Origin of the sequence: Kitasatospora sp. NPDC015120 (assembly GCF_043080305.1) — a bacterium.
Lineage (GTDB): Bacteria > Actinomycetota > Actinomycetes > Streptomycetales > Streptomycetaceae > Kitasatospora.
Genome location: NZ_JBIBVJ010000015.1, coordinates 136,994 through 143,285, shown reverse-complemented (window position 1 = coordinate 143,285; position 6,292 = coordinate 136,994). Strand labels below are relative to the sequence as shown.

Annotated in this window: 7 protein-coding genes; 1 reads left to right on the top strand and 6 read right to left on the bottom strand. The window is 72.6% G+C overall.

Annotated features, from left to right (window positions below; translation table 11 throughout):
• Positions 1–162: 162 nt before the first annotated feature.
• From ACF1AK_RS27795 to ACF1AK_RS27785, 3 genes are all read right to left on the bottom strand, one after another.
• Complete coding sequence (locus ACF1AK_RS27795; RefSeq protein ID WP_391501558.1) at positions 163–966, bottom strand: DUF3710 domain-containing protein; 804 nt, start codon at positions 964–966, stop codon at positions 163–165.
• A gap of 69 nt (positions 967–1,035) precedes the next feature.
• Positions 1,036–1,503, bottom strand: coding sequence for a dUTP diphosphatase (gene dut, locus ACF1AK_RS27790; protein WP_350572406.1), 468 nt, complete (start codon positions 1,501–1,503; stop codon positions 1,036–1,038).
• Positions 1,500–2,102: a PaaI family thioesterase gene (locus ACF1AK_RS27785; protein ID WP_391501557.1), complete on the bottom strand. Its 603-nt coding sequence runs from the start codon at positions 2,100–2,102 to the stop codon at positions 1,500–1,502. Before ACF1AK_RS27785 ends, dut begins: the two co-directional genes overlap by 4 nt.
• Before the next feature lie 85 nt (positions 2,103–2,187).
• Here ACF1AK_RS27785 and ACF1AK_RS27780 point away from each other — a divergent pair, with 85 nt between their 5' ends.
• The gene (locus tag ACF1AK_RS27780) at positions 2,188–2,637 is read left to right on the top strand and encodes a DUF3093 domain-containing protein (protein WP_391501556.1); all 450 of its coding nucleotides are present in this window, start codon (positions 2,188–2,190) and stop codon (positions 2,635–2,637) included.
• Between the two features lie 254 nt (positions 2,638–2,891).
• On the opposite strand, the gene ACF1AK_RS27775 is transcribed toward ACF1AK_RS27780, so the two are convergent.
• The 3 genes from ACF1AK_RS27775 to ACF1AK_RS27765 all read right to left on the bottom strand — a co-directional run bounded on the left by ACF1AK_RS27775 (position 2,892) and on the right by ACF1AK_RS27765 (position 6,258).
• Positions 2,892–3,191, bottom strand: a complete 300-nt coding sequence (locus tag ACF1AK_RS27775; protein ID WP_327681335.1) for a DUF4193 domain-containing protein — start codon at positions 3,189–3,191, stop codon at positions 2,892–2,894.
• A 453-nt stretch (positions 3,192–3,644) separates the two neighbouring features.
• The gene (locus ACF1AK_RS27770) at positions 3,645–4,625 is read right to left on the bottom strand and encodes an acyl-ACP desaturase (protein WP_391501555.1); all 981 of its coding nucleotides are present in this window, start codon (positions 4,623–4,625) and stop codon (positions 3,645–3,647) included.
• Between the two features lie 322 nt (positions 4,626–4,947).
• On the bottom strand, positions 4,948–6,258 hold the full coding sequence (locus ACF1AK_RS27765) for a sensor histidine kinase (protein ID WP_391501554.1): 1,311 nt from the start codon (positions 6,256–6,258) through the stop codon (positions 4,948–4,950).
• Positions 6,259–6,292 lie beyond the last annotated feature (34 nt).

Below are 6,292 nucleotides of genomic sequence, written 5' to 3'. Positions count from 1 at the left end.
TTTCCGCTCCGTTTTCCGGAGTTTCATTCAGCCGACTTCGCTTTCCGCTTGTCCCCGCTCTCCCGCGGCGACTCCGGAACTGTACGGGGACGGGGCCGTCACATGCAAATCGCCCCGGCCCGGTGTCCGGGCCGGGGCGATCCGCAGGATCGAGCGGGGTGCTCAGCGGACCTCGGTGATCTCCGGGCCGCGGGCGAACGGGTCCAGCGCGGTGTTGCCGAAGCGGTTGTCGCCCTCGCCGCCGGCCGCGACGGCGCCGCCGCCGTCGGCGACCATCTGCGCGTCCTCGGGGAGCTTCAGCACGATCGGGTCGCGGGGCGCCATCGGGGTCTCACCGCGGACGACGACCGTCTGCCGGAAGACCTGCTCCAGGATCCCGCCCACCTCGGGCTGGACCGCGGCCTGGCCGGAGATCACGCCGCGGAGGAACCAGCGCGGGCCGTCGCAGCCGACGAAACGCACCAGCTGCACGCCCTGCGTGCCGTCCGGCAGCTGCACCGGGACCTGGGCGCGGAGGTGCCAGCCCAGCGGGCCCTCCTCCTCCTCGACGAGGCCCCCCTGCGAGGTGATGCCGGTGGCGATCTCCTCGCGGACCTCGCCCCAGATGCCCTCCGACTTGGGGGCCGCGAAGGCCTGCAGCTGGATGGCGCTGTTGCCGAGGACCAGGGTGGCGGCCACGATCGAGTCGCCGGCCACCTCCACCCGGAGTTCCATGCCCTCGACACCGGGGACCAGCAGACCCCCGAGGTCGACGCGGCCCTCCTCCGGGTTCTCCAGCTCGGAGTGGTCCCAGGGACCGTCCGGACGCGGGGCCGGCGGCAGGCCGACCCGGTCCGCCGGGTCCAGCTCGGTCACGTTCTCGCTCTCGGCGGAACCTTCGACGTCATCGGCCGTCTCGTCGGCGCTGATGGCGTCGTCGGCGAGCTGCTCGACAGCGTCCTCGCTCTTCTGGCGACGACGGAACACGGTCACTGTCCTTCCCGGTCCAAGACCGATGCGAATACCTGCTCGGCTTTCTGCGAGGCCGCGGGCAGCCTAGACCGCGGCGTGGCCGCCGGTCGACCCGAACCCGCCCTCGGCGCGTGCCGACCCAGGCAGCTCGGCCACCTCGTGGAAGCGGGCCTTCTCGACCTGCTGGATCACCAGCTGGGCGATCCGGTCCCCTCGGCGGAAGCTGACCCCCTCGCGCGGGTCCAGATTGACGACGATCACCTTGATCTCTCCACGGTACCCGGCATCGACCGTCCCTGGGGCGTTCACCAGAGCAACGCCGCAACGAGCTGCCAGTCCCGAACGCGGGTGAACGAACGCCGCGTAGCCGTCGGGCAACGCGATGGCGATGCCGGTGGGCAGCACGGCCCGCTCGCCGGGGGCCAGCTCGGCGTCGACGGTGGTCCGCAGGTCGGCGCCGGCGTCGCCGGGCTGCGCGTACGCGGGCAGCGGCAGCTCGGGGTCGATCCGCCGGATCAGGACGTCGAGGGGCTCGCGGGGGGTGGTGCTCAAGGGTTCACCTCAAAGGCTCGGGCGCGCTTCATCAGGTCGGGGTCGTCGAGGACCTTCTCGATGTCCTCGGGACGACCGTGCTTGGTGAAGTGTTCCAGCTTCACCTGGACGAAGAGCGCCTGCGCACGCACCGCGACCGGGCCCTCGGGGCCGCCGATCCGGGCCTCGGCGGCGCTGTAGACCTTCCGGCCGTGCACACCGGTGACCCAGGCGCGCAGGTGCAGGGTGGAGCCGACCGGCACCGGGGAGAGGAAGTCGGTCTCCAGCCGTCCGGTGACGGCGGGGGCGTGCAGCAGCCAGTTGAGCGTGCCGAGGGTCTCGTCCATGGCGGTGGTCAGCAGACCGCCGTGGGCCAGGCCCGGGCCGCCCTGGTGCTCCGGGCGGACGGTGAACTCGGCGGTGACGTCGAGGCCCTCGCCGGCCACCGCGTCGATCCGCAGTCCGCCGGGGTGCTGCGGGCCGCAGCCGAAGCAGTGCTCGTAGTGGGAGCCCAGCCGGGTGCCGGGGGCGGGGGCCTCGGGGGCGCGCGGCGGGAGGACGGCCTCCGGCGGCGGCGTGGTGGGGGTCAGGGGCGTGGTGGGGGCTGTCGAACCGGTCACGCCTCCTCACCCTACCGAGCGGTAGCCGGGCCCGGGACGGGGGTTGCGTCCGGCCGCCGCCGTCACGGCGCCCACAATGGAGGGCATGTACGACGAACGCCTCACCGTGCCGCGCTCCTGGTGGCTGTTCCCGGTCGTGATCGGCCTCACGCTCGCGCTGATCCTGCTGCGCCTCAGCGCCGTGGGCGCGCTGGTCGGGCTGGTGGTCGGGATCGCCGCCGGCGCCGCCGCGATCAGCAGTTACGGCTCGGCCCGGATCCGGGTGGTCCAGGGCTCGCTGGTGGCCGGGCCCGCCCGGATCCCGGTGGACGCCCTCGGCGCCGCCCAGGCGCTCGGCCCGGCGGACGCCGCGGCCTGGCGCGGCCCGAAGGCCGACCCGCGGGCCTTCATGCTGCTGCGCAGCTACGTGCCGACCGCGCTGCGGGTCGAGGTGAGCGACCCGGCGGACCCGACGCCGTACCTCTATCTGTCGACCCGCTCGCCGATGAAGCTGGCCGAGGCCCTCGACGACGCCCGCCGCGGCGCCCGCGCCTGAGGCCCGGCCGGAGCCGGCGAGCTCCGGCCGGGGCCCGGCCGGGGCAGGAGACGACCGAAAAGGAAAGGGACGGTACCGCCGAGGCGGTACCGTCCCTTCGCGTTCCTGGAAACGCTTTCCATCCGACCGTATGACTGGTGCGTCCGTCACGACGGACGCCGGAGCTGCCGTCCGGCCCCGCTGCCCGGGGCCGGAAGGGGCGTCGCACCGGTCTCGCGAACACCGCGAAACCCGAGTCATGACCGCCCTGGTCCTCAGGCGCCGCAGTCCCGGCAGATCGGGTTGCCGTTCTTCTCGCTGTACAGCTGGCTGCGGTGGTGGACCAGGAAGCAGCTCATGCAGGTGAACTCGTCGGCCTGCCGCGGCAGCACCCGGACGGAGAGCTCCTCGTTCGAGAGGTCCGCGCCGGGGAGCTCCATGCCCTCCGCCGCTTCGAACTCGTCGACGTCGACCGAGCTGCCGCCCTTGTCGTTCCTGCGGGCCTTGAGCTCCTCGATGCTGTCCTCGTTGAGCTCGTCATCGGTCTTGCGTGGGGTGTCGTAGTCGGTAGCCATTTTTCGCTCTCCCCCTCCGGGTTGTGCGGTGTGTGCGGTATCTCCAGCGCACGTAACGCATGGGGGGTCGGTCTTGTGCCCGACCCGAGGCGGAGATTTTGCCTTACTTCAAGCCCCGTTACTCAATCGACACTCAGCCAGGGGTCCGTTGGGGTGATCCACTCGGGCGTTCGGGGCCTCACGCAGGGCCATCGCCGCCGCGCGCGAGCGACCGGATCGTGGACACGCTCCGCAAGCGAAGGGCCTTGTCGCGCTCGCCAATTCCCTTGCCCACCAGGGCCGGGAGCCAATCCTCCGATCCACCGCCGATCGCCGCCGCACTCACCGACGGCGATCGGAGGGGCCGGCGCGGTGATCACTCTCCGGCGTTGCCCGACACCCCGGAGCGACACGGTGTGAGCTTGGTCACGTTCCGAGCCGCCCCGGGCAAACCGTGGAAAATCCACCCAAGCCCTACGCCTGCCGGCGGGCCGCCCGGCGGGCCAGCATCGCCGCCTGCCGCTCCTCGAACTTGGTCGCCTGGGCGTCCAGGCCGTCCAGGAAGACACCGAGCTCCTGCTGGGCCCGGGCACCCTCCGGGCCGAGGCCCGCCAGGTCCATGATCCGGAGGTGGCGCAGCACCGGCTGCAGCACGTCGTCGTGGTGGATGCGCAGGTTGTAGACGCCGCCGAGGGCGATCTGGGCGGCGGCCCGCTCGAAGCCGGGGATGCCGTGGCCGGGCATCCGGAAGTTGGTCACCACGTCGGCGACGGCGCGCATCGCCTCGTCCGGGGCGATCTCCAGGGCGGCCTTCAGCAGGTTCCGGTAGAAGACCATGTGCAGGTTCTCGTCGTTGGCGATCTTCGCGAGGAGCTGGTCGGCCAGCGGGCAGCCGGCGAAGTGGCCGGTGTTGCGGTGCGCGATGCGGGTCGCGAGCTCCTGGAAGGCCACGTAGGCGACCGACTGCAGCATGCTGTGCGCGTTGTCGGACGCGAAGCCGTCCGACATGTGGGCCATCCGGGCCCGCTCCAGCTCGTTGGGGTCGACGGCCCGGGTGGTGAGCAGGTAGTCGCGGATGGCTATGCCGTGCCGCCCCTCCTCGGCGGTCCAGCGGTGGACCCACTCGCCCCAGGCGCCCTCGCGGCCGAACATGGTCGCGATCTCGTGGTGGTAGCTGGGGAGGTTGTCCTCGGTCAGCAGGTTGACCACGAGCGAGACCCGGCCGAGCGGGGTCACCTTGGACTGGCCGAGCTCCCAGGCCTCGCCGCCGAGCACGCCGTCGAAGTCACGGCCCTGGCTCCACGGGACGAACTCGTGGGGCATCCACTCCTTGGCGACCTTGAGGTGCCGGTCGAGCTCCTTCTCGACGACCTCCTCCAGGGCCAGGATCAGCCGCGTGTCGGTCCAGGCGCTCGAACCGAGCGAGGTGCTGCGCTGCACGGGGGCGATGGTCACGGGTTCTGGCTCCTGGGGGACGGGCACGCGCGGAACGGGCGCGTTGGGACGGGCACGCCGGAGTCCGTTCGGACGGCACTTACGGTCGCGTAGGTTACGACACCGTAAGTTGATCGGGCCGGAAATGACAAGCCGCCCCCGCCTGGCCTTATGTCGTCTTGACGGGCCCGGCGGGGGCGGCTCGGAATGGTCGGCGCACGGACTTGGCCCACCCGGACGGCGCAACGGCCCCGCCGCGGCCCCGGGAAGGGCCGTGACGGGGCCGCGGGGGCCCGGGGAGCGCCTGCCCGGAGGGGAAGGGCGCCCGGCGTGTCCGGGGCCCTCACCCGCCCGGGATGCGCACGCGCATGGTGAGGCCGCCGCCGGCGCGCGCGGTGGCCTCGATGGTGCCGTTGTGCGCCCGGACCACCGAGCGGACGATCGAGAGGCCGAGGCCGACCCCCTTGTCGCTGCGGGTCCGGTCGGCGCCCTTGACCCGGCGGAACGGCTCGAAGATGTGCTCCAGCTCGTACCCGGGCACGACCGGACCGGTGTTGGAGACCACCAGCTCCCCGCCGCCGGGCACCGGCGCGGTGGTGATCTCGACCCAGCCGTCCGGGGCGTTGTAGCGGACGGCGTTCTGCAGCAGGTTGAGCGCGATCCGCTCCAGCAGGACGCCGTTGCCGGAGACCGTCGCCGGGTGCAGCGAGGCGCGCAGGTCGACCTCGCGCTTCGCCGCCTCCGCCCGGGTCTGCTCCAGGGCCCGGGTGGCCACCTCGGAGAGCTCCAGCGGACGGCGGTCGGTCAGCTCGTTGTCGCTGCGGGCGAGCAGCAGCAGGCCCTCGACGAGCTGCTCGCTGCGCTCGTTGGTGGCCAGCAGGGTCTTGCCGAGCTGCTGGAGGTCGGGCGAGGCCTGCGGGTCGGAGAGCTGGACCTCCAGCAGGGTGCGGTTGATCGCCAGCGGGGTGCGCAGCTCGTGCGAGGCGTTGGCGACGAAGCGGCGCTGGGAGTCGAAGGAGCGGTCGAGGCGCTCCAGCATGTCGTCGAAGGTGTCGGCCAGCTCCTTGAGCTCGTCGTCCGGGCCGTCCAGCTCGATCCGCCGGTGGAGGTCGGAGGAGGCCACCTCGCGGGCGGTGCGGGTGATCCGGCCGAGCGGGCGCAGCACCCGGCCGGCCATCGCGTAGCCGGCCGCGAAGGCGATCACGGCGAGGCAGACCAGCATGGTGAGCGACTTGCGCAGCAGCGTGTTGAGCGCGCTGTCGGACTTCACGGTGTGGCTGTTGGCGAGGTACTGGTTGAACTGCTCGGTGCTCATCCAAACGCCGTTCACCCGGGCTCCGGACGGGCCGAAGTCGAAGGGCGGCGGCTGGACGTCGCGCAGGGCCTGTTTGACGAAGACGTACATCAGCAGGAGCAGCACCACGCCGGCCATCAGGAACATCCCGCCGTAGAGCAGGGTGAGCCGGATCCGGATGGTGGGGCGGAACGGCAGCCAGGCGAGCATGCCGTCACCGGGCACGTAGGTGGCGTGCGAGGAGTGCAGGCGGGGGGCGCGCGGCGGGTGGGCCGGCCTGGGCGGTACGGGCCGGTCGGGCACGGCGCGCCCGCCGGTGGGCGCGCCGGAGGGCCCGCCGGCCGGGGGCGGGGTGGTCATGATGGTCCTCTCGGGGCGTCCGCCGGGGCGGGCG

What these genes read in the sequence shown, in the direction of transcription:
- ACF1AK_RS27780 (WP_391501556.1), top strand. Translation starts at nt 2,188, where the DNA reads ATGTACGACGAACGCCTCACCGTGCCGCGCTCCTGGTGGCTGTTCCCG.
- ACF1AK_RS27775 (WP_327681335.1), bottom strand. Translation starts at nt 3,191, where the DNA reads ATGGCTACCGACTACGACACCCCACGCAAGACCGATGACGAGCTCAAC.
- ACF1AK_RS27765 (WP_391501554.1), bottom strand. Translation starts at nt 6,258, where the DNA reads ATGACCACCCCGCCCCCGGCCGGCGGGCCCTCCGGCGCGCCCACCGGC.